This window comes from Tepidimicrobium xylanilyticum (assembly GCF_900106765.1).
Classification (GTDB): domain Bacteria; phylum Bacillota; class Clostridia; order Tissierellales; family Tepidimicrobiaceae; genus Tepidimicrobium; species Tepidimicrobium xylanilyticum.
The window spans coordinates 370,749-392,249 of the sequence record NZ_FNNG01000002.1 but is presented as its reverse complement, the minus strand read 5'-3'; the positions used below and the strand labels follow the sequence as shown (position 1 = coordinate 392,249).

Sequence of the window (21,501 nt, the reverse complement as noted above, 5' to 3'; positions counted from 1 at the left end):
TGATACTTTGAATATCTATTTAGATAACTGTTCTACCACTAAACCAAGGGAAGAAGTAATCGAAGAAATGGTACATTTTTTAAGGGATGAATTTGCTAATCCTTCATCCTTACATAGACTTGGTTTTAATGTGGAAAAGAAGATAGAAAAGGCAAGAGAAAACATTGCAAATTTCTTGAATGTAAAAAAAGATGAGATATATTTTACTTCTGGTGGAACTGAAAGCAATAATATGGCCATTCAAAGCGTAATTAATAAGTATAATAGGTTTGGCAAACACATTATTACATCAACAATAGAACATTCTTCAGTATTAAATGTATTAAAACATTATGAAGAAAATGGATATGATATTACCTATTTGGAGGTTGATAATAGAGGTTTTATATCTTTAGAGCAGTTAAAAGATAGCCTTAGAGATGATACCATACTGATTTCAATAATGTTCGTGAATAATGAGATTGGTACCATTCAGCCTATTTGGGAAATAAAAAAGTTGCTTACGGAAAGGAAATTAAAGGCTCTATTACACGTAGATGGAGTTCAAGCTTTTGGAAAAATCCCCATTAAATTAAAAGAATGGAAAGTAGACACTTTTAGTTTTAGTGGGCACAAGATTCATGGGCCAAAGGGCGTTGGAGGCTTATATGTCAGGAATGAGTTGAAATTAAATCCTATTATATATGGAGGAAATCAGGAGAGGGGATTTCGTTCAGGTACGGAAAATGTACCTGGCATAATGGGACTAAATAAAGCTGTGGAGATAATGAGAGATAATTTCTACAAGGAAAGGGAGCATGTGAGAAATGTAAAAGCCTATTTTGTTAAACGCTTAATAGATGAGATAGAAAATATCCATATAAATACCCCATTAGATGACAATTCTTCCCCCTATATACTAAATGTATCTTTTGAATATGTTAGAGGGGAAGTATTATTACATTATTTAGAAGACAAGGGCATATATGTTTCTACTAGTTCTGCTTGTTCTTCAAAGGGCACGGAAAAAAGCCATGTACTCAAAGCTCTAGGACTTCCTGATAGGGCTATTGAGGGAACCATTAGATTTTGCTTTTCCTATGACAATACAATAGAAGATATGGAGTATACAGTTAAAATACTTAAAGATTCAGTAGAAGAAATTAGACAAATAACTATGAGGTGATAAAATGGACAGAGTTCTTAGCATAAGTTTTGGAGAAATAGCATTAAAAGGAAAAAATAGAAAGTACTTTGAAGACAAATTGATTTCAAGAATTAAAATGGCAATTAAGGATATGGAGTATGAGAAGATTTATCGAGAGCAAGGGAAAATATATATAGAAACTTTAGATAACCTTGAAGTCATGATTGATAAACTTAAAAAGGTGTTTGGAATCGTATATATTTGCCCTTGCTTAAGAGTAGAAAAAGATATGGGAAAAATAGAAGAAGCAGTAATAAAAGCAATGGTAGAAAAAAAGGCAAATGTAACTGTAAAGACTTTCAAAGTAATAACCAATAGGGTTGATAAGACTTTCCCAATAAAATCTCCAGAAATCTCTAAGCAAATGGGAGGAGTAGTACTAAAAAATATTGAAGATATGCAGGTGGATTTGCATAATCCAGATACCTATCTATTCATAGATATAAAACAAAAGGCATATATTTATACTGACAGGGTAGAAGGCTATGGCGGACTGCCTGTTGGCGTTAATGGCAAAGGATTATTGCTGCTATCTGGAGGTATTGATAGTCCAGTGGCAGGATTTTTAATGGCAAAAAGGGGATTAGAGATTAGCGGAATTCATTTTCATAGTTATCCTTTTACTAGTGAAAGGGCGGAAGAAAAGGTTAAAAATTTAGCTAAAATTTTGAGCACATATACGGGAAGATTAAAATTGTATAGCGTCAATATATTGGAAATTCAAAAGGAATTAAATGCTAAATGTCCTGAAGATGAGATGACCATACTTTCTAGAAGGTTCATGATGAGAATTGCTGAAAAAGTTGCTATAAAGGAGAATTTAGATGTATTGATAACGGGAGAAAGTTTAGGTCAAGTGGCAAGCCAGACTGTCCAAGGATTAACGGTAACTAATGCAGCGGTTAATATGCCTATATTAAGGCCTTTAATAGGAATGGATAAAGTGGAAATAATAGAATTAGCCAAGGAAATTAAAACTTATGAAACATCCATATTACCTTATGATGATTGCTGTACTTTATTCTTGCCTAAACATCCAGTAACCAAGCCCAAGCTGTCTGATATAGGAAGGTCGGAAGAGAATATCGATATAGATTTATTGGTGAACAATGCCCTTGAAAATATGAAGGTTTATTATATAGATTAATATTTTTTCCTCCATGGAAGGAAATATTTTCTATTTTTTATTGACACTAGTGTCGGAAAATGTTACACTTAAATTAAGCTAAATTGTTGACAAGTAGAGAGGGGAATATGCATATTGCCTAAGATAGTTGATTATGAATTAAAAAAGAAGGAGATAGTTGAAAAGGCTAGAGAAGTATTTACAAAATATGGATACATAAATACAAATCTTTCTCATATTTCTAATCAATGTGGCATGGGTAGAACTACTATTTATCAATACTTTTCAAATAAGGATGAAATATTCTATCATACTATGAGCCATACTCTAGAAAATATGAGAACACAGGTAAGAGCTATAGCTATAGATGAAGGATTGACTTTCATTGACAAATTAAAAAAGATAGTTCATCAGTTAATTGAAGAAAGCAGTAACAACCATACTTTTTTGCTATTATTAGAAACTTGGCTCATATTAAAAAGGGAAAGAAATGAAACTTTGGAGAAATTAAAGGACTATATTCAGGAACTAAAATCCATATTAGAGGAACTAATAAAGGAGGGAATTGAGGCTAAAGAAATTAAAGAAGTAGACAGTAGAAGTTTAGCTGAAACCATCTATACGCTTATTGAGACTTTTACATTACAGAGGACTTCCAATATCTTAGACTTGAATAAAAAATTAGAATCCTTCAATATACTAATAGATGGTTTAAAAGCTTAGTTAGGGGGGTTTTATATGGGAGCTGTAAAACAGCTTATTAGTTCTAAAGTAATAAGCGAAGGACTTAGGTATATTGAAAAGGATCCCATGGAGAATATGCCTAAATTGTTAGATTGGGCAGAAAAGATTATTGTCAGAGATAACCACAAAAGGATGTTAGAAACCTTTAGAAAGGTAGTAGATGACCCTGAAAGCAATTGGTATAAACTGATTGAAAGGTATTTTGACGAGTTGTCTCCTGAAACCAGGAAGAAATTTTTAATAAACTATATGGTGAATGCTGGGATGGTTGGTATTCCGATTCAGTATAAGATGATGGAAAAATACAATTGTAATGTACCCTGGGCCATTTTAATCGACCCTACCAGTGCTTGTAATTTAAATTGTACTGGATGTTGGGCAGCTGAATACGACAGGACTGACTCTTTAAGCTATGAAATATTGGATAGAGTTATTAGGGAAGGTAAAAATTTGGGGATATATATGTATATATTTTCTGGGGGAGAACCTTTAGTTAGAAAAAAGGATTTAATAAAGCTTGCTAAAGAACATAGCGACTGCTCATTCTTATCCTTTACTAATGCTACTTTAGTGGATGAAGAATTGGCTAAAACTTTAGGTGAAATAGGAAACTTTGGGTTAGCCATTAGTGTAGAAGGATTTGAAGAAGAAACGGATATGCGTAGAGGCAAAGGTACTTACAAGAAAGTTATTGAAGCAATGGATCTATTGAAAAAAGCAGGGGTAGTATTTGGCTTTTCCACTTGTTATCATAGGAATAATACTTATTCTATCGCTACAGAGGAATATATAGATTTTCTTATTGAAAAAGGATGTATGTTTGGTTGGTATTTTACTTATATTCCTATAGGTAAAGATGCGGTAGTAGACCTAATGGTTACTCCAGAACAGAGGGAGTATATGTACCATCAGATTAGATATTTAAGGACTAAAAAACCCATATTCCTTTTGGATTTTTGGAACGATGGAGAGTATGTTCATGGGTGCATTGCTGGTGGTAAAAGATATATTCATATAAATGCAAATGGGGATGTGGAACCATGTGCCTTTATACACTATGCCAATGTCAATATTAAAAATGTTAGTTTAATTGAAGCTCTACAATCACCTTTATTCATGGAGTATAAGGAGAATATGCCTTTTAATAAGAACCATCTAAGACCATGTCCTCTATTAGACAATCCTGAAAAATTAAAGAATATGGTAAACAGATCAAAAGCCTATTCAACTCAACCCATCGATAGAGAGGATGTGGAAGATTTAGTATTAAAAACTGAAGAAGCTGCTAGAGCATGGGCAGAAACAGCCGATAGGCTTTGGAGAAAGCATTTAGAAGAAAAAGAGAAAAAACTTGCAAAGGTATAGCTGGGATGAAATTTCCCAGTTATATTTTTTTATAATAAAACTTTTTACAAGTATTATATTATAATATAATAAATGGTATGTAGACTATGATTACAAGGAGGATTTTAAATGGGGAAAAAATTAATAATACCTATCATAATATTGGTTTTGATAGCAGTATTTTTGGGAGGAACTTATAATAGATTGGTTGAGGGAGATGAAAGAGTAAAAAGTGCTTGGGCACAGGTTGAAAACCAATTAAAGCGAAGAGCTGATTTGATACCTAATTTAGTTGAAGTTGTAAAGGGCTATGCAGAACATGAAAAAGAAGTATTAACAGGCATTACTGAGGCGAGAACAAAATTTAACTCAGCTAATACTCCTCAGGAATATGCAGAGGCCAATGCAGAATTTAATAGAGCCATAACCAACTTATATGCAGTAGTAGAAAACTATCCTGAGCTTAAAGCAAATCAAAATTTCACAGAATTACAATATGAACTTGCAGGAACTGAAAATAGGATTGCAACAGAACGAATGAGATATAATGAAGAGGTTGAAAAATTCAATAGGACTATAAGGAGATTTCCAACTAATATAATAGCCAATATATTTGGATTTGAGCAATGGCAATATTTTGAAATAGACCAAGAAGAGACAGAAGTTCCTGAAGTAAACTTCTAGGTGATATATATGAAAAATAAAAAAATTTTAATATTATTCCTATCTATTTTACTCATTTTTATTGGCAGTTGTACATTTGAAGTAAATATCCAATTACCAGAACCTAGCTATTCCTTTTATGTTTATGATGAAGCGAATATTATAGATGGTCAGGTTGAGCAATATATCATAGACACCAATAAGGACTTGTACAAAAAAACTGGAGCTCAAATAGTTGTAGCTACAGTATTGGATTTAAGGGGGATGGATATTAATCGATTTGCTAGTGAATTATTCGAAAAATGGGGTATAGGTAGTAGGGAATACGATAATGGTTTACTTATTTTAGTAGTACCAGAGGATAGGGAAATTTGGATAGAAGTAGGATATGGACTGGAGGGTGCATTACCCGACAGTAAAATTGGGAATATTATAAATGGCTATATAATACCGTATTTTAAGGAAAGTGACTATTCTACAGGTATATTATCAGGTTTTAATGAAATAATTAATGAAGTAGAGGAAGAATATAATATCCAATTGGCAAGAGGAGATATAAATTGGGATATATATTATATCCCAGAGGATTATATTGAAGAAAATCCATTTAATGGTTTGAAAACTATTGTTTTACTTGTAGGGATAATATTATTTCTATTTGTTGATTTTAAGTTCTTCAATGGATTTTTGACTTATTCCTTGTTTAGAGGTAGTAGGTTTGGAGGTTCAAGTTCCACCAGTAGAGGAAGGCGTTCCTCTGGCGGAGGGGGAAGATCTGGAGGAGGAGGAGCAAGAGGCCGATGGTAAGAAAGGATGAGCTATATGAAAAGGATTATTATGATTATAATTGTATTATCAATTTTTGTAACAGGCTGTGAAAGAAAGGAAGAAATTGCACAAGTATTAGATGGGAAGCCAATAGTTTATACTTCTTTTTACCCTCTGTATTTTTTAGCAAATGAGATAGGGAAAGCAAAAATAGATTTAAGAGTGGTGATTCCAAATGGAGTAGATTCACATCACTATGAACCTTCCCTAAATCAGTTAAAGGATATTGAAAAGGCCCATCTATTTATATATAATGGATTGGATTTTGAAAGCTGGACTGAGAAATTAATAGATACCATAATAGATAAAGACAAGACCTTGAATGCCAGCGAATATGTAGAACTAATCCAAATAGATGGGCATATGGACCCTCATATATGGCTTAGCCCTCATAATATGAAAATAATAGGAGAAAAGATAAAGGATAGATTAATCCAAATTGATAAGGAAAACAAGGACTATTATGAAGAAAACTATTCCATCCTGTCTGATAGGTTGGAAGCATTAGATAGAGATTATAAGGAAGTATTAAATGAGAAAAAAAGGGATACTATTTTAGTATCTCATGCGGCTTTTTCATACATGGGGGAAAGGTATGGGTTTAAGCAAATATCTGTTGCAGGTATTAGCCCTGAACAGGAACCAAGCCCCAAAACTATTGCTGAAATTATAGATTTAGTAAAAGAAGATGGATTTGAATACATTTTTTTGGAAACTTTGGCTAGTCCAAAGACGGTAGATATAATTGCTAATGAGGCTGATCTTAAAGTTTTAATTTTAAATCCTATTGAAGGATTAACTGAAGAAGAAGAGGCTAAAGGCGAAGATTATATCTCTATTATGGAGGAAAATCTTAAAAATTTAAAAAAGGCATTGGTGGATTGAAATGACTAAAACTATAGTTAGTGTGAGCAATTTAAGTTTTAGCTATGGAGATAATAAAGTATTGGAAGATGTTAGCTTTAATATAGATGAAGGGGATTTTGCTGGGATTATTGGTGCCAATGGCTCTGCCAAAACTACTCTTTTAAAACTAATGGTAGGTTTACTTAAACCAGACAAAGGTTCAGTAGAGTTAATGGGTAAAGCGGTTAAGAACTTCAAGGAGTATAAAAGCATAGGCTATATTTCACAAAACGTTCGAGATTTTAACCCAATGTTTCCTGCCACTGTTAAAGAAGTAGTGGCAGCTAATCTTTATGATTATGGAGGCTTTTTTAGAAGAATTAAAAAAAAGGATACTGAAAAAATCTATAAAGCTTTGGAAATAGTTGAGATGGAGTCGTTTATTAACAAAAAGATAGGCGATCTTTCGGGAGGACAAAAACAAAGGGTTTTTATTGCTAGAGCTTTAGTTAATGAACCTAAAATACTTTTTATGGATGAACCCTTGGTAGGAGTAGATGTAGCTTCACAGACTAAGTTTTATAGTCTAATAGAGAAAATAAATAGGGATTATAATATTACCTTAGTAATGGTATCCCATGATATAGGAATTATATTTGAAAAGGTAAATAAAATATTATGTCTAGCAAATGGGAAAGTATTTACCCATAACACAAACCAGACCATTTGTTTAGAGATGTTGAAAGATGTTTTTGGTAACGATATGAATATATTGTTGCATAAACACTAGGAGGAATATCATGTTATCATACGAATTCATGCAGAAATCTTTTATAATGGGAATTATGATAGCTTTAATCGCACCAACAATAGGTTACTTCTTAGTTCTTAGAAGGCAATCTATAGTAGGTGACACTCTGTCCCATGTAGCTCTTTCGGGAGTAGCCTTTGGTATGATTACCAATTTTTATCCTGTATATACAGCAATTTTGTTTTCAATAATTGCTGCACTAGGAATAGAAGGATTGAGAAGGAGATTTAAAAATTATGCTGAATTATCCTTAGCCATAATACTTTCCGCTGGAATTGGCTTAGCTTCTGTATTGATCAGTTTAGGTAACACCCAAGGGATACTATCCTATTTATTTGGCAGTCTTGCCCTAGTATCCAATCAGGATATTCTATTAGTAATTTTACTGGGGGCGGTAGTTTTTATTACCATTATTATTCTCTATCAGGATCTGTTCTATATAACCTTTGACGAAGAAAGTGCTTTTTTGGCTGGGGTACCAAATGGATTCATTAACATATATTTTTCGATTTTAGTGGCATTAACTGTGGCTATTTCCATGAGAATTGTAGGGATATTATTAATATCATCATTGATGATACTTCCCGTTGCTGGTGGACTATTGGTGTCTACTAGTTTTAAATCTGGACTCATATATTCCAACTTGTTTGGGCTCTTATCTGTTATACTAGGATTAACCACATCCTTTTATCTGGATTTAGCTCCTGGAGGAGCCATAGTACTATCAGCTTTATTTATACTTATTATTATAATAGGGTTGCAATATTTTAAAAATAAGCTTGGAAAGTTATCATAGAACTGGTTCTTTATGAAAATAATATGAAAAATGTAAGCTTTTAAAGGATTAATATATATTAGAAAATACAAACCTAAAAAAATATAGGTATAGAAAACTATGTAATGAATAAAAGCAATAAAGATGTATAATTATCATTATTAAGCTTTTAAATTGCTAGATAAAGTTGCTTAGACCTCTTTTTTATTTTTTCCATTACGCTATGAATCTATATGAGCAAAAAAGTTATCCCTCAATAGGAGAATTAATAAATGTTAATGGATAGAATATGTATGTTTATGCAAAAGGAGAAGGAGAAAATACGATTGTTCTATTACTTGGCTTGGGTGCAGCAGTACCTGCGTTGGATTTTGAACCATTGCTAAATGAGTTGGCTAAGAATAATAGAGTTGTAGTGGTAGAGCTCTTTGGATATGGCTGGAGTGATGTAACCAATAAGGAACGAACGGTGGAGAACATAGTTGAAGAAATAAGATTGGCATTAAAGGAAGCAGGTATAAAAGGACCATATATATTAATGCCACATTCAATTTCTGGAATTTATAGTGCATATTATGCTAATAAATATCCTTATGAAGTTAAGGCCTTTATAGGGATTGATGCTGCTTTGCCAAAAGTTACAGAATATTTTAATGAATCTGTTCCAACACTACCTAAAATTTTAAAATATATTGCACCAAATGGAATTGCAAGATTGATGATATATATAAATTCAGAAGATTTTCTACCTATAGCTAAAGAAAAACTTATTCCAAAGAAAATTTAAAGATGACCAAAGTTACTTCTGCTTGGAAGATATATAACATGAATATTGGAGATGAAGCAAATCAAATAGAAAATAATATTGCAAGAACAGTGAATATATCATTTCCTTCTGATATGCCAGTTTTATTTTTTACTACAAGAGAAGACAAGGTAAATGAAGATAAGAAGAAATCTAATGTAACTTTTTATCAAACACAATTAACTGATTTTCCTTCAAGTAAAACAATTACATATGAAGGACACCATTATCTCCATTGGACTCATTACAAAGAAATAAGTGAACAAGTTAATGAATTCTTAAAAACATTTGAAGGGAATTAATGGTATCCTATATTGCCCAAATAGTTTAATTAAACAAGGATTATTATCTCAACTTTTGTTTTGTATAGTTTGTAATATCTACTTTATAGCTTATTCATTTATTATAACATTATTCTACGAAACCAGCTACTGAAAGCTGGTTTTTTTTATTAAGTAAAAAGATTTATATATTAAACTTAGCCGAAAAGTAAAATTAAGTGTAATACTGTATTTTGCAGGTGTTTGATGGAACAAAAAATATTTAAAAAAAGTATTGACTTTTTCATATTATTTTGCTTATAATGTAATAGTTAAATTCACAGTTTAGTAACCTTAAACAATAAGTTTAGTATAAATTTGATCATTTTGAGGAGGATTTATTGTGAAAATTGGTGAGAAAATAAGACGCCTTCGAGTTCAAAACTCCCTAACTCAAGAGGAGTTGGCGGATAGATGTGAGTTGACTAAAGGTTTTATATCTCAAGTAGAAAGAGATTTAACTTCTCCATCTATTGCCACACTGGTGGACATATTGGAAGGGTTAGGTACTAATTTAAGGGACTTTTTTAGCGAAATAGAAGACGAAAAAATTGTATTTTCAAAAGAAGATGCCTTTGTTACTGAAAATGAAGATTATAAATATACTTTGAAATGGATAGTGCCAAATGCTCAAAAAAATGTTATGGAACCAATCCTTTTGGAATTGGAACCAGAGGGAAGGACTAAGGAAGACTCACCCCATGAGGGTGAAGAATTTGGATATGTAATAAAGGGAAGTGTTATACTACATCTAGGAAGCGAGAAACATAAAGTGAGGAAAGGAGAAAGCTTCTATTTTAAAGCAAATTCTAATCACTATTTACAAAATCCAGGAAAAACGAAAGCAGTTATACTTTGGGTAAGTTCACCGCCAAGTTTCTAATAAGGATTAAGGGGGTTTAGATTATGGATAAGACACACATTATTGATTTAAAGAACATATCAATGGAATACGATGGGACCAAGGTTCTTGACAATATCAATTTTTATATACGAAAAAATGAATTTTTAACCCTATTAGGTCCCAGTGGATGTGGTAAAACGACTACTTTAAGGATAATAGGAGGTTTTGAGCAACCAACGGAAGGCAAGGTCATATTTGAAGGAAGGGACATAACAACCTTACCCCCATATGAGAGGCAAATTAATACTGTATTTCAAAAATACGCACTGTTTCCTCACATGAATGTATTTGAGAATATAGCTTTTGGATTGAAGATAAAAAAGATACCAGTGGATGAAATAAAGAAAAGAGTTAAGGAAATGCTAAGATTAGTAAACCTATCTGGTTATGAAAATAGATCTATCGATTCCTTAAGTGGTGGACAACAACAGAGGGTTGCCATAGCAAGGGCTTTAGTGAATGAACCAAAGGTTTTGCTTTTAGATGAACCTTTAGGAGCATTAGATTTAAAGCTTAGAAAGGATATGCAGGTTGAGCTGAAAAATATGCAGAAGAGGGTAGGAATTACATTCGTTTATGTAACTCATGATCAAGAGGAAGCTCTTACTATGTCAGATACTATTGTAGTAATGGATAAAGGTGTGATTCAGCAGATAGGGACTCCAGTTGATATATATAATGAACCTAAAAATGTATTCGTAGCTAAATTTATTGGTGAAAGCAATATAGTAGATGGAATCATGCATGATGACTTTGTAGTAGAGTTTGCAAATCAGGTATTTAAATGTGTAGATAAGGGATTTGAAAAAAAGGAAAAAGTAGACGTAGTTATTCGCCCAGAAGATTTGGAAATAGTTCCATTAGAAGAGGGGCAATTAAGAGGAGTAGTAACATCTGTGACATTTAAGGGAGTTCACTATGAAATGATAGTTAAAGATGGAAATATAGATTGGATGATTCACAGTACTATTATGAAGCCAGCTGGAACAGAAATAGGCATGAGGGTATTACCTGAGAATATCCACATAATGAAGAAGGTGATGGAAGGATGAAAATGAGATGGACTTCTTACCCTTATATTTTGTGGATAGCAATATTTATTGTTGTTCCATTGGCATTAATCCTCCTATATTCCTTTACTATTGGTGAAGAGGGGGGCCTTGGCAGTCTACAATTTACATTGGATAATTTTAGAAATTTCTTGGATCCGAAATATTTGGACGTATTGTGGATATCCGTTAATTTAGCTTTTAAATCTACTCTAATTACTTTAGTGTTGGGATATCCTTTGGCTATGATAATTGCTCGGGAAAAACCCAGTAGAAGAAATGTTATGATTTTATTGCTTGTAATACCAATGTGGATGAATTTTTTATTGCGAACATATGCTTGGTTGACCTTGTTAGGTAAAAATGGATTCATAAATTATATTATAACTAAATTGGGTTTCAGCCCTCTAGACTTAATATATAATGATTCAGCAGTATTGCTAGGTATGGTATACAATTTTCTACCCTTTATGGTTTTACCAATTTATTCGGTTTTAATTAAGATAGACAATAGTTTGATTGAAGCAGCAGAAGATTTGGGTGCGAATAAGATGAAGGTTTTTTTGAAAATTACCTTTCCATTAAGTATTCCTGGTATAATCACAGGAATTACTATGGTATTCATGCCTGCTGTCAGTACCTTTGTAATTTCAAGGTTGTTGGGCGGAGGTCAATATATGCTTATAGGGAATTTAATTGAACAGCAATTCCTATGGGTTGGAGATTGGCATTTTGGGTCTGCCATATCTATAATCATGATGGCCTTTATACTTGTGACCATGGCAATTACTGCCAAGTTTGATTCCCAGAAAGAGGAAGGGGGAGGCTTATGGTAAGTAGGGCCTTAAAAAGATTGTATACAATATTAATCTTTCTATTTATATATGCTCCGATTATAGTTTTAATCATTTTTTCTTTCAATAATTCTAGAAGCAGAGGCACTTGGAGTGGATTCACATTTAAATGGTATGTGGAATTGTTTAAGGATGCAGAAGTGTTAAAGGCTTTATATTATACTATACTTATTGCAGTATTATCTGCCATTATTTCTACGATAATTGGTACATTTGCTGCAATAGGTATTTATGGTATGCCAAAAATCAGAAAAAAAGTAATTTTAAACTTAAATTATTTACCCGTATTAAATCCTGATATAGTAACTGCTGTATCTTTAATGACTTTATTTAGATTTCTCAGGATTGAATTTGGGTTTATTACCTTGCTTTTAGCCCATATAACTTTTTGTATACCCTATGTTATATTGTCCATTTTGCCAAAACTCAAGCAGATGAATAAACATTTAGCAGAAGCAGCTATGGATTTAGGAGCCACCCCCTTTTACGCTTTGAGGAAGGTAATAATCCCTGAAATTATGCCTGGAATAGTAACGGGAGCTCTATTAGCCTTTACTCTGTCAATAGACGATTTTGTAGTTAGCTTTTTCAACAAGGGGGCAGGAGTTACCAATTTAAGCATTACCGTCTATTCTATGGCCAGAAGGGGAATAAATCCAGTTATAAATGCATTATCCACCATTATGTTTATAGGATTAATATCTCTGCTTTTAATAATAAATAGCAGGTCAAATAAAAGTATTAGTGAAAGAGGTGACATCATTTGAAAAGAATATTTAAAGCCTTTGTTAGTTTAAGTCTAATATTAATAATAGGAGCTTTATTTACAGGATGTGGTAATAGTAAACCAACAATCAATGTATATAATTGGGGAGATTATATCGACCCAGATGTAATAGCAGAATTTGAAAAGGAATTTAATGTAAAAGTCAATTACGATACTTTTGCAACTAACGAAGATATGTATGTCAGCATAAAAAAAGGTGGAACAAGCTACGATGTGGCTTTTCCTTCAGATTATATGATAGAACGAATGATAAACGAAGGATTATTGGAAAAAATCAACAAAGATAATATTCCCAACCTAAAAAATATAGATGATAGATTTTTAGATTTAGAATTTGACCCTAATAATGAATACTCTGTACCATATATGTGGGGAACGGTAGGAATTATTTATAATAAGACTATGGTTGACGATGTCGTAGATAGCTGGGATATCCTTTGGAATGAAAAGTATAGTGGTCAAATTTTAATGTTAGATAGTCAAAGGGATTCCATTGGAATAGCATTGAAAAAACTAGATTATTCAATGAATACTAGAAATATGGAAGAACTGGAAAAAGCAAAAGAAGAATTAATTAAGCAAAAGCCTTTAGTATATGCTTATGTTGGTGATGAGGTAAAAGATTTAATGATTGCTGAAGAAGCTGCTTTAGCTGTAGTATGGTCTGGAGATGCTGTTGCTATGATGCGGCAAAATGACAATCTAGAATATGTAATACCTAAGGAAGGAAGTAACCTTTGGTTTGATAACATGGTAATACCTAAAACTTCAAAGAATAAAGAATTGGCAGAGGCTTTCATTAACTTTATGAACAGGCCTGAAATAGCTGCAAAAAATACAGATTATATAGGCTATTCAACTGCAAACTACGAAGCCTTGCAATATCTACCAGAAGATATAGCAAGCAGCAAGGTAGCATATCCGGATGATCATGAGCTGGAAAATCTTGAAATATTTAAGGATCCAAAGGATTTCTTGAAGGTATATGATGAAATTTGGTTGGAAATCAAGGCTCAAAGATAACATAGTAAATTAAGAATTGTAAGATTTAAATTGTGGGATGCGGGGGTAGATCTTGCATCCCATGACACTTTACATACTAAGATGGTTGTCTTAGGCATATTTATAAATATGCTTTCCAACTTTTGTAGCATATCAAAATATGTAACTAAATTAAGACATATTTGAGAGGATAAGTCCCGATTTTTTTAGTGATTTGATTGAAGTACCCGTATCGTGAGACTTCAAGAATCTTGAAGCGGAGGGGCATTCTTACCTAAGATGTCGTGGTTACTGCAAAATAAAGTTATAAATATGGGAACTGCCATTATGTTTAGAACTATGCCTTATTTCAATTTGTGAATACTATCAAAAACTTTGGGTAATAATTAATTAACGATTATTACCCAAGGAGGTACGATATGGAGACAACTAAATATTTGATTATAGGGAATGGAATTGCAGGCCTTTCTGCTGCAAAAGAAATAAGGAATAACGATAGTGAAAGCAGCATTATTATGATTTCAAGTGAACCCTACCATACTTATTATAGAATAAAATTAACAGAATATATATCCAAAGATTTCGAAGAGACTGAACTATTAGTAAATAAGGATAGTTGGTATGAAGAAAGGGATATTAAAGTTCAATTAAATAAAATAGTTGAAACAATAGATGTAGAGGACCAAAAAATTAGATTAGATGACGGTACAGAAATCAAATATGAAAAGCTATTAATAGCCACTGGTAGTAGACCATTTATTCCTCCTATAGCTGGGAAATATAAAAAGGGCGTACTAGCACTAAGAACGTTAAAAGACTTAAAATATATAAAGAATTATTTTAACAAATGTAATAATATTACCGTAATAGGTGGTGGGCTTTTAGGATTGGAAGCAGCCTGGTCCTTAACAAAATTAGGTAAAAATGTAAGTATAGTAGAGTTTGCACCTTACTTATTGCCAAAGCAATTAGACGAGGAATTGGCTAATAAATTAAAAGATAAACTGGTGAGGAAAGGTTTTAACATATACCTTTCTTCGGCAGCAGATGAGATACTAGGAAAAGAACAGGTAGATGGCATACTACTAAATAATGGTCAAATATTAAAAAGCGATGGGGTTCTCTTTTCAGTAGGAATTAGGCCAAATATAGATTTAGTTAGGGATACCCCTATAGCTTTTGATAAAGGAGTAATTGTTAATAAATATTTAGAAACAAATATCGAAAATATTTATGCAGCAGGAGATGTTATTGAATTAGATGGCAGGATAATAGGCCTCTGGACTTCCGCCAATGAACAAGGAAAGATTGCAGGAGCTAATATGTCAGGAAAAACATTGGAATATACTGAACCAAAGCTTTTCACATCCCTAATATTAGACGATATTAAATTATTTTCAGTTGGAGATGTGAAGAATTTTGATAGGGTTTATGAATACATGGAAGGAGATATACATCATAAAATATTTGCTAACAATGACAGAATTACTGGCGGAATATTGTTTGGTGATATAAGGGATATGTCAAAGCTTAAAAAAGCAGTTGATGAAAGGATGGATATGAAATCCTACACCAATCTTCTTTATAAATAGATGGATTTGGATATAGCCCATGTGAAAATGAGAGAAAAACTGAGAGAAATGTGACCGTGCGATCACATTTCTCTCAAATTACTGGAGATAAAATACTGTTACCATCTAAAATTTTTCAACTATTGAATCCCTTATTGGAGATGGTGGAGCATGAATTGGACCTGCAAATGCGGCAGTGCTTAGAGATACTATTATTGTAACGATCGATAATAAAAGAGCTATTTTTTTCTTGAAATCCATTATTGCACCTCCTTATTTAATAAATTTTTAATTAGTTGTAGTGCATCTAAATTATTATTTTGTTGAATAAGACTATATAAAATTTTCAAAATAACAATGAAGTCCTTGTTAATTCCAATGCTGTAAATTTTGTCACTGTATGCTTCTAATATCATATGAACTTTACTGTATTGATCTGTTTCTGCATAGAAATCTAGTAATTTTGAAAGGATGTTGGAAAATAAATTTTTGTCCTTATGATTTTCTGATAAACACAAAGCATCTAATAAATAAGTTTCGCACAGATTAGTCTCATTAAGGTAGCTACATATATTTACCATACTAAATAATATTTTTGGCAACTCAAAACACTGCTCGCTTATGTTTTGAAGAGAGTTATTGGCCTTTGTATAGAATTCCATTACTTTAGCCATATCTTCCATTTCAATATATGTTTGTGCTATATTTATGTATGTGAGGCTTAGTTCTTCAGGGTCGCAATTTTCTTCTAAGACTTCTAATAATTTATTATAACTTCTAATTGCGCTATTGTAATTTTTCAACTCACAATTACAAATTCCTTCTAGTAACAATATTTTTTTTATTTCTCTATAATCACTAGTGGTAACATAATACTTTGCATCTATCAATTCATTTAAGCAGTTACCATACTCCTTTTTATAATAATAGGCTAGTCCACAATTATAATGAAATGCTCCCTTATATTTACTTGGTATATCATCCTGGGTAGATAAGGCAAAATTACATAATTTGATGGCTTCATCAAATTTTTCAGTTAAAATATAATTTGAAACAAGTTTTAAGATTATCTTATACCGTTCCTTCAAAAAAGGATGCTCATAGGATATCTCTAAGGCCTTTAGATAATAGTAATGCTCTCTATTTGAATCCTTAGCATTATAGAAAATGTCTCCCAATAATTCATAGATTTTAACTTTTTTATCAATAAAATTCCATTTATTCAGAAAGTTTTCAATTTCATTTAATTCTTCTAATTGGAATTGATAATCTTTTTTTTCTAACCTTTTGGTGAGTTTTTCTATATATTGATTAGCTTGTTTCCTAGCTTCATACCTTTCGGGGTTTAATATATCTTCTGGCTGTATATAGACGTCTAATCCCCTTTCATAAAGAATTCTATTAACGTTTATCGAAATAATATTGGCAACATTATGGTATATGGGAGTTTTATCATTTTCTATAAGGCTAATTAAATTTCTTGTAATATCTTTACCTGCTAGTTCATGCTGTTTTAAATTTAAATCTTTCCTTATCCTTTTAATATTTTCACCTACTGTAATGCTACTATCTCTCATAATTATCAACCTTTTCAGCGATATTTATAATTCTAAATCCAATTTCTATTAAATTACTTATTATGTATCAATTTATTTCTTTGTTAAAAATTATATGATCATGATAATTTTAGATAAATTATAACATATAGAAATATATATGTAAATACATTTACATAATAAAAATATATGATATACGAGTAGTGTTTGATAAATTAAATTAAAGTGCCAAGAGAGGTATAGTGGACTTATCATGCTAATTGAATTAATAAAAAAGCCATTGAGGCTTGATATGAGAAAATTGGAAAAAGGAACATCTTATATTAGAAGGAGATAAGCAGTTGTGATATACTATAGGATATAGAAATATTTAAAACATTATATTACATAGGATAAGGAGATGAGTATAATGAGTAAATATATTCCAACTAGGGAAGAGGCTTTTCAATTGTTAAAAGAATATAATAAGAGCGAAAGCTTAATAAAACATGCCTTAGCTGTAGAAGCAGTTATGGTACATTTTGCAGAGTTATTTGGGGAAGAAGATAAGGAAAAATGGGCTGTAATAGGCCTAGTTCATGATTTGGATTATGAAATGTATCCAGAGGATCATTGTATAAAAACTCAAGAGATTTTAAGGGAGAGGAATTGGCCAGAAGAATATATAAGGACCATAGTTAGCCATGGTTGGGGTATATGTACCGATGTTGAGCCTGTCGAAACTATAGACAAGGTATTATATACCGTAGATGAATTGACAGGGTTAATAGCAGCAACTGCGTTAGTTAGGCCAAGTAAAAGTATTTTAGATATGAAACCAAAATCTGTAAAGAAGAAGTGGAATCAAACTAGTTTTGCAGCAGGAGTGGATAGGTCCATAATCGAAAAAGGAGCTGAGATGTTAGGAATGGATTTAAATACTGTAATAGCTGAAACTATTAAGGGAATGCAAAAAGTTGCAGAAGAAATAGGCTTAAAAGGGAATATCGATTAAATTGTGAGTCGCTAATATGAAAGCGACTCTTTTTTTGATCTAATAAGTTACGAGTATAGATTAAATTTTGTCGGTGTGATGTAAAAAGCGAATCTGTTAATTTTTGAATGTATTTTAGAACATTCAAAAAATCCAGTGGGAATTATGTAATTCATCTTTTAAATATGCATTTTAGATGCTAATTATGACATTTTAGCAAAAAAATCCAATAAAAAAAATATTTTCATATATCATTATTAATGATGGACTATTTAATAAATTGCTTCAATTTGCATTATTATTTATAATTATTTTAAATAATAAGGAGGTTTAAATGGTATGTTAACGTTTATCATCGGTATCATCATACTTGTTGTTGGTGGTTTTATATATGGTGCGTACTGTGAAAAGGCATTTGGACCAGATGACAGACCTACTCCAGCTATTACTAAAACGGACGGAGTAGACTTTGTAGTAATGAGCAAGTGGAAAAACTCATTGGTAAATTTGTTAAATATTGCTGGGACTGGACCTGTTTTAGGGCCTATACAAGGAATTTTGTTTGGGCCTATAGCCTTTCTTACTATCCCCATTGGATGTATTTTGGCAGGTTCAGCCCATGATTATTTTGCAGGAATGATCTCCATGAGAAATGGTGGAGCTCAAATGCCAAGCCTTATTAGAAAGTATTTAGGAGACAAAGTTTTTAACTTCTACAACATTGTAATTTGGATTTTAATGTTATTAGTAGGTGTTGTATTCGTATATACACCTGGAGACTTAATCGTTAATGAAATAATCGGACAAGCACCACTATTTGACAATCCTGTAACTTGGGTTGTATATGTTGGAATATTTGCATACTATCTATTATCTACATTATTCCCAATAGATGCAATCATAGGAAGAATCTATCCTATATTTGGAGCAATACTAGTAATTTCAGCCGTTGGAATCTTTGGCGGAATTATACTAGGAGGACAGGGACAATATTTAACTAATATATCCTTATCATCAGGATTATTTGGGCATCATCCCAATGGATTACCATTTATACCAGTATTTTTCATAACTGTAGCTTGTGGAATTCTTTCAGGGTTCCATGCAACTCAAAATACGATGATATCTAGAACTGTGAAATCTGAAAAAGAAGGTAGGACTACTTTCTTCAATATGATGCTTGTAGAAGGTTTCATAGCTATGTGCTGGGCTGCAGGTGCAATGATCATGTTCAACAAAGGAACAGATATAGCAACTGCACCTACATTAATGGTTGGAATTATTTCAAAAGAATTTTTAGGCAGCATAGGTGGAATGCTTGCAATTCTAGGAGTAATCGTTCTTCCTATAACTTCAGGAGATACAGCTTTTAGAGGATTAAGACTTATGATTGCAGAACAATTTAAAATCGATCAAAAGAATATTAAAAGGAGACTTTCATTAACTCTAGGGATATTTATTCCTGCATTTTTCATATTAATTTGGGCAAAGGCTAGTCCGAGTGGGTTCAATGTATTGTGGAGGTATTTCGCCTTTACAAATCAGTTTGTTGCAATTTTCGCTTTAGCAATGTCAACCATTTATCTAAGAATTCACGGAAGGAATTATTTTATAACCCTTATACCTGGAGTGTTCTATACATTTATTACTGCTAGTTTCATACTCCATGCGCCTATAGGTTTTGGATTGGAGTCAAGGCTTGGACTTGATCCTAATAGTTATGTATTATCCTATGCAGTAGCTGCCATTCTAACTGTAGCTTATGTATATCTTATCAAAAAGCGTAGCGATACAAATAAAGATGAAATACTACAAAATGTATTAGCATAATTATTAATATACTAAAAAACCCGTTTGTTTAAACGGGTTTTTTAGTATTATTATCTTCTCCACTTAGTACAAATGATTTTTTACTATCTTTATGATATAATATGATCAGGCTATATAATAGCAATAATTGGAGGTGGCAATATGGTAAATAGGATTAGATTTGCTAACCTACCTACTAGGATTGAAAGATTAAATAGATTAAGTAAGGAACTGGGAAGAAATATCTATATTAAGAGGGATGATGAAACAGGGATGGAGATATCAGGAAATAAGATTAGGAAACTAGAATTTTCAGTAGGAGAGGCTCTAGAAAATAATTGTGACTATTTAATTACCTGTGGTGGAATTCAATCAAACCATGCAAGAGCTACAGCAGCTGTAGCAGCAAAATTAGGCTTAGGTTCTTATCTAGTATTAAAAGGCGATGAAAATGAGGAAGCAGAGGGGAATTTATTCTTAGATAAATTATTAGGCGCAAAGATAAAATTTGTAACCAAAGGGGAATATAAATATAATAGAAAAGAAATAATGGAGGACATAAGGAAATCTTTAGAAGTGGAAGGTCATAAGGCATATATAATCCCTGAAGGAGCTTCTAATGGGATGGGTTCTTTGGGATATGTAAATGCCATGGAGGAAATTTTAGAACAGGAAAAACAGATAGATATTAAATTTGATGCAATAGTAGTTACAGTAGGCTCTGGTGGCACCTATGCAGGCCTATATTATGGGAATCGCGTAAATAATAACCCTGCAACTATCTATGGGTTTAACATCTGTGATACGAAGGAACATTTCCAACAGATAGTCCTAAAATTACTAGATGAAATAGCTATATATACTGGAAAAGGCATCGATGTAAATGAAGATGAACTACATATAATAGATGGATATCCAGGTTTAGGATATGCTTTAAATAGACCTGAGGAAATAGAATTCATCAATTATATTGCAAAGTTAGAGGGAATAATATTAGATCCAGTATATACTGGAAAGGCCATGTATGGATTGGTGGAGGAGATAAAAAAGGGCTCTTTTGATAAACATGAAAATATTCTATTCATGCACACTGGGGGAATATTTGGTTGGAATAGGGAACAAAGGGGATTGCTTAAGTAGAATGATCTTCATTTGACATATGAGTCAGAAAAGAGGGTAATTATGAAGAGGATAATATTTATATCGTTTTTTTTAATAATTCTTTTAGCAATTGCAGCATGTAGCAAGGAAGTAGCAGAGAAAATTGGCATAAGGGGTCAGATAACGGAAATCTATATAGATGAAGAAAATCTATTTATTCAAGGAATTCTAGTAGAAGGGGAAGTTGAAGAAGATACCATATATGATAGTGCTAATGTAACCATAAATGACGATACTAAGATACTGAAAGATGAGCAAGAGGTAACAGTGGATTATTTAGAAGAGGGGTTAACGGTTGAAGTCGTATTCGATGGGCCGGTAGCAGAATCTTATCCAGTTCAAGGGACTGCTAAAGAAATTATAATAATTGAATAGTAAAGGAGAGTC

At 32.2% G+C, this 21,501-nt stretch carries 23 protein-coding genes; 21 read left to right on the top strand and 2 right to left on the bottom strand.

Annotation, left to right across the window (positions count from 1 at the left end; all coding sequences use genetic code 11):
- Positions 1 to 7: 7 nt before the first annotated feature.
- The 17 genes from BLV68_RS04095 to BLV68_RS04020 all read left to right on the top strand — a co-directional run bounded on the left by BLV68_RS04095 (position 8) and on the right by BLV68_RS04020 (position 15,636).
- A complete protein-coding gene (locus tag BLV68_RS04095) occupies positions 8 to 1,165 on the top strand; it encodes a cysteine desulfurase family protein (RefSeq protein ID WP_093751169.1) in 1,158 nt (385 codons plus the stop codon).
- A gap of 4 nt (positions 1,166 to 1,169) precedes the next feature.
- Positions 1,170 to 2,333 (top strand): tRNA uracil 4-sulfurtransferase ThiI, encoded by a 1,164-nt coding sequence (thiI, locus tag BLV68_RS04090; RefSeq protein ID WP_093751167.1) that lies wholly within the window; start codon positions 1,170 to 1,172, stop codon positions 2,331 to 2,333.
- A gap of 114 nt (positions 2,334 to 2,447) precedes the next feature.
- Positions 2,448 to 3,035, top strand: coding sequence for a TetR/AcrR family transcriptional regulator (locus BLV68_RS04085; RefSeq protein ID WP_093751165.1), 588 nt, complete (start codon positions 2,448 to 2,450; stop codon positions 3,033 to 3,035).
- A 15-nt stretch (positions 3,036 to 3,050) separates the two neighbouring features.
- A complete protein-coding gene (locus BLV68_RS04080; protein WP_093751163.1) occupies positions 3,051 to 4,421 on the top strand; it encodes a radical SAM protein in 1,371 nt (456 codons plus the stop codon).
- A 108-nt stretch (positions 4,422 to 4,529) separates the two neighbouring features.
- Positions 4,530 to 5,084, top strand: coding sequence for a LemA family protein (locus tag BLV68_RS04075; protein ID WP_093751161.1), 555 nt, complete (start codon positions 4,530 to 4,532; stop codon positions 5,082 to 5,084).
- 9 nt (positions 5,085 to 5,093) lie between these two features.
- Positions 5,094 to 5,870 carry a TPM domain-containing protein gene (locus BLV68_RS04070; protein ID WP_093751159.1) on the top strand — a complete coding sequence of 259 codons (777 nt, stop codon included), beginning with the start codon at positions 5,094 to 5,096 and terminating at the stop codon, positions 5,868 to 5,870.
- Between the two features lie 15 nt (positions 5,871 to 5,885).
- Positions 5,886 to 6,776, top strand: a complete 891-nt coding sequence (locus tag BLV68_RS04065) for a metal ABC transporter substrate-binding protein (RefSeq protein ID WP_234949821.1) — start codon at positions 5,886 to 5,888, stop codon at positions 6,774 to 6,776.
- A gap of 1 nt (position 6,777) precedes the next feature.
- Positions 6,778 to 7,527, top strand: coding sequence for a metal ABC transporter ATP-binding protein (locus tag BLV68_RS04060; RefSeq protein WP_093751155.1), 750 nt, complete (start codon positions 6,778 to 6,780; stop codon positions 7,525 to 7,527).
- Positions 7,528 to 7,537: 10 nt separating this feature from the next.
- A complete protein-coding gene (locus BLV68_RS04055) occupies positions 7,538 to 8,344 on the top strand; it encodes a metal ABC transporter permease (protein WP_093751153.1) in 807 nt (268 codons plus the stop codon).
- A gap of 268 nt (positions 8,345 to 8,612) precedes the next feature.
- Complete coding sequence (locus BLV68_RS15680; RefSeq protein ID WP_200773628.1) at positions 8,613 to 9,110, top strand: alpha/beta fold hydrolase; 498 nt, start codon at positions 8,613 to 8,615, stop codon at positions 9,108 to 9,110.
- Between the two features lie 2 nt (positions 9,111 to 9,112).
- Positions 9,113 to 9,430 carry a hypothetical protein gene (locus BLV68_RS15675; RefSeq protein ID WP_200773627.1) on the top strand — a complete coding sequence of 106 codons (318 nt, stop codon included), beginning with the start codon at positions 9,113 to 9,115 and terminating at the stop codon, positions 9,428 to 9,430.
- A gap of 361 nt (positions 9,431 to 9,791) precedes the next feature.
- The gene (locus BLV68_RS04045; protein ID WP_093751151.1) at positions 9,792 to 10,331 is read left to right on the top strand and encodes a helix-turn-helix domain-containing protein; all 540 of its coding nucleotides are present in this window, start codon (positions 9,792 to 9,794) and stop codon (positions 10,329 to 10,331) included.
- A gap of 23 nt (positions 10,332 to 10,354) precedes the next feature.
- Positions 10,355 to 11,404, top strand: a complete 1,050-nt coding sequence (potA, locus tag BLV68_RS04040; protein ID WP_093751149.1) for a spermidine/putrescine ABC transporter ATP-binding protein — start codon at positions 10,355 to 10,357, stop codon at positions 11,402 to 11,404.
- Positions 11,401 to 12,237 carry an ABC transporter permease gene (locus BLV68_RS04035; RefSeq protein WP_093751147.1) on the top strand — a complete coding sequence of 279 codons (837 nt, stop codon included), beginning with the start codon at positions 11,401 to 11,403 and terminating at the stop codon, positions 12,235 to 12,237. The genes potA and BLV68_RS04035 overlap by 4 nt, the downstream gene beginning before the upstream one ends.
- Positions 12,231 to 13,022 carry an ABC transporter permease gene (locus BLV68_RS04030; RefSeq protein ID WP_093751145.1) on the top strand — a complete coding sequence of 264 codons (792 nt, stop codon included), beginning with the start codon at positions 12,231 to 12,233 and terminating at the stop codon, positions 13,020 to 13,022. Before BLV68_RS04035 ends, BLV68_RS04030 begins: the two co-directional genes overlap by 7 nt.
- The gene (locus tag BLV68_RS04025) at positions 13,019 to 14,065 is read left to right on the top strand and encodes an ABC transporter substrate-binding protein (protein ID WP_093751143.1); all 1,047 of its coding nucleotides are present in this window, start codon (positions 13,019 to 13,021) and stop codon (positions 14,063 to 14,065) included. The genes BLV68_RS04030 and BLV68_RS04025 overlap by 4 nt, the downstream gene beginning before the upstream one ends.
- Before the next feature lie 398 nt (positions 14,066 to 14,463).
- The gene (locus tag BLV68_RS04020; RefSeq protein WP_093751141.1) at positions 14,464 to 15,636 is read left to right on the top strand and encodes an NAD(P)/FAD-dependent oxidoreductase; all 1,173 of its coding nucleotides are present in this window, start codon (positions 14,464 to 14,466) and stop codon (positions 15,634 to 15,636) included.
- Positions 15,637 to 15,741: 105 nt separating this feature from the next.
- Here BLV68_RS04020 and BLV68_RS16085 read toward each other — a convergent pair whose 3' ends face one another.
- Together BLV68_RS16085 and BLV68_RS04015 are read right to left on the bottom strand one after the other, a co-directional pair.
- Positions 15,742 to 15,876, bottom strand: a complete 135-nt coding sequence (locus BLV68_RS16085; RefSeq protein ID WP_268807605.1) for a hypothetical protein — start codon at positions 15,874 to 15,876, stop codon at positions 15,742 to 15,744.
- Positions 15,876 to 17,192: a helix-turn-helix domain-containing protein gene (locus BLV68_RS04015; protein WP_093751139.1), complete on the bottom strand. Its 1,317-nt coding sequence runs from the start codon at positions 17,190 to 17,192 to the stop codon at positions 15,876 to 15,878. Before BLV68_RS04015 ends, BLV68_RS16085 begins: the two co-directional genes overlap by 1 nt.
- A 388-nt stretch (positions 17,193 to 17,580) precedes the next feature.
- Between BLV68_RS04015 and BLV68_RS04010 the strand changes: the two genes are divergently transcribed.
- The 4 genes from BLV68_RS04010 (at position 17,581) to BLV68_RS03995 (ending at position 21,489) form a co-directional block, all read left to right on the top strand.
- A complete protein-coding gene (locus BLV68_RS04010; RefSeq protein WP_093751137.1) occupies positions 17,581 to 18,165 on the top strand; it encodes an HDIG domain-containing metalloprotein in 585 nt (194 codons plus the stop codon).
- A gap of 318 nt (positions 18,166 to 18,483) precedes the next feature.
- Positions 18,484 to 19,974 carry a carbon starvation CstA family protein gene (locus tag BLV68_RS04005; protein ID WP_093751135.1) on the top strand — a complete coding sequence of 497 codons (1,491 nt, stop codon included), beginning with the start codon at positions 18,484 to 18,486 and terminating at the stop codon, positions 19,972 to 19,974.
- 141 nt (positions 19,975 to 20,115) lie between these two features.
- On the top strand, positions 20,116 to 21,093 hold the full coding sequence (locus BLV68_RS04000; protein ID WP_093751133.1) for a D-cysteine desulfhydrase family protein: 978 nt from the start codon (positions 20,116 to 20,118) through the stop codon (positions 21,091 to 21,093).
- Between the two features lie 42 nt (positions 21,094 to 21,135).
- On the top strand, positions 21,136 to 21,489 hold the full coding sequence (locus BLV68_RS03995; RefSeq protein WP_093751131.1) for a DUF3221 domain-containing protein: 354 nt from the start codon (positions 21,136 to 21,138) through the stop codon (positions 21,487 to 21,489).
- Positions 21,490 to 21,501 lie beyond the last annotated feature (12 nt).